Here is a 1,397-nt window from a genome sequence, read left to right as displayed (position 1 = left end):
AAAAGTTAGACGAATTTATGCAATCTTTTTGAAATAATGAGCTCGGTATTCTATCGGGCTCATTCCTTTTAAATTTGATTTAATTCTAACCTTATTATAGTAATTGATATAACTTATTATTTCCTTTTTTAACTGCTCTATAGATTCAAACTTCTGTAAGTAGAACATTTCAGCTTTTAGGGTTCCAAAGAAATTTTCAATTATACTATTATCTAGGCAATTTCCTTTTCTAGACATACTCTGTATAACACCTTTCTTTTCCAATCTTTTCTGATATTTTTTCATTTGATACTGCCAACCTTGATCAGAATGAAGGATTAAGCTTGTTTTATTGGGTATTTTACGAAATGCCTTGTTCACCATTTTCATTACCTGTGTAAAGACAGGCCTTTCACTAATTTCATAACTGATGATTTCTTGATTATATAGATCCATAATTGGAGATAAATAAAGTTTTTTATTTCCAACCCTGAATTCTGTGACATCTGTTACCCATTTCTGTTGTGGTTTTTCAGCTTTGAATTCCCGTTTTAAGATATTAGGTGCTATTTTACCTTCTTCTCCCTTGTAAGAACTATATTTTCTTTTTTTCCGTATGACACTTCTTATACCAAGTTCAGCCATTAATTTCAAAACAGTTTTATGATTAAGGAATATCTCCTTCTTTTGCAGCTCATCTTTTATACGCCGATAGCCATAACGACCTTTGTGTTGATTGAAAACTTCGGTTATAACACGCTTTACGTCAGTGTATTTATCTAGTTTATCACCCTGTTGATGATAATAATAACTACTGCGAGCCATCTTGCCGCAGTCTAAAAGTAAATCTAGACTGAAATCTTGCCTTAATTCTTCGATGGCTTGGATTTTCTGGAGTTTAGTTTTTCTTCCTCCGCTTGAATTAAGGCATTGAACTTTTTTAAAAATGCATTTTCACAACGTAAACGTTCATTTTCTAGCAAAAGTTCTTCTTCTCTAGTTAAAGGTTTTTGAGATTTATATGCTTTACGTTTGTAAGTGCTCATTTTTTTTTGACGGCCTCGGGGTTTACTTTTAAGACCTTCTAATCCAAATTTAGAAAAAATATTCCGCCATTGCACAATAATAGAATCACTGGGTATCCTATATCTCAAACGAGCCTCACTAAGACTAAGTTTCTCACGCTCCATGGTCAGAAGAACTCTGTGCTTAAACTCCGAAGAATAAATTTGATTCTTCTTTGGGTAAAGTCCCTTAAGTCCATACTTTTCATAATCCTGAATCCAACGTCTCAATAAACTTTCGGAAACCTTATATTCCTTGCTAATACCTAATATTGATTCTGACGATTTAGTGTACAAATCAATACAAGTCTTCTTAAATGATAATGTGTGTTTTACTTTTCTATCCATAAAAAA

At 32.3% G+C, this 1,397-nt stretch carries 2 protein-coding genes; both read right to left on the bottom strand.

From position 1 onward, the window contains the following. Nucleotides 1-15: 15 nt before the first annotated feature. A complete protein-coding gene (locus IPZ78_RS17170) occupies nucleotides 16-867 on the bottom strand; it encodes an IS3 family transposase (RefSeq protein ID WP_317197588.1) in 852 nt (283 codons plus the stop codon). Beyond that, the coding region (locus IPZ78_RS17165) for a helix-turn-helix domain-containing protein (RefSeq protein ID WP_225555204.1) at nucleotides 846-1,397 on the bottom strand (552 nt) is incomplete at its 5' end. The genes IPZ78_RS17165 and IPZ78_RS17170, both read right to left, overlap by 22 nt.

The organism is Sphingobacterium bovistauri (assembly GCF_020295405.1).
Lineage (GTDB): Bacteria > Bacteroidota > Bacteroidia > Sphingobacteriales > Sphingobacteriaceae > Sphingobacterium > Sphingobacterium bovistauri.
The sequence above is the reverse complement of the archived record's forward strand: the minus strand, read 5'-3'. Positions and strand labels throughout refer to the sequence as shown.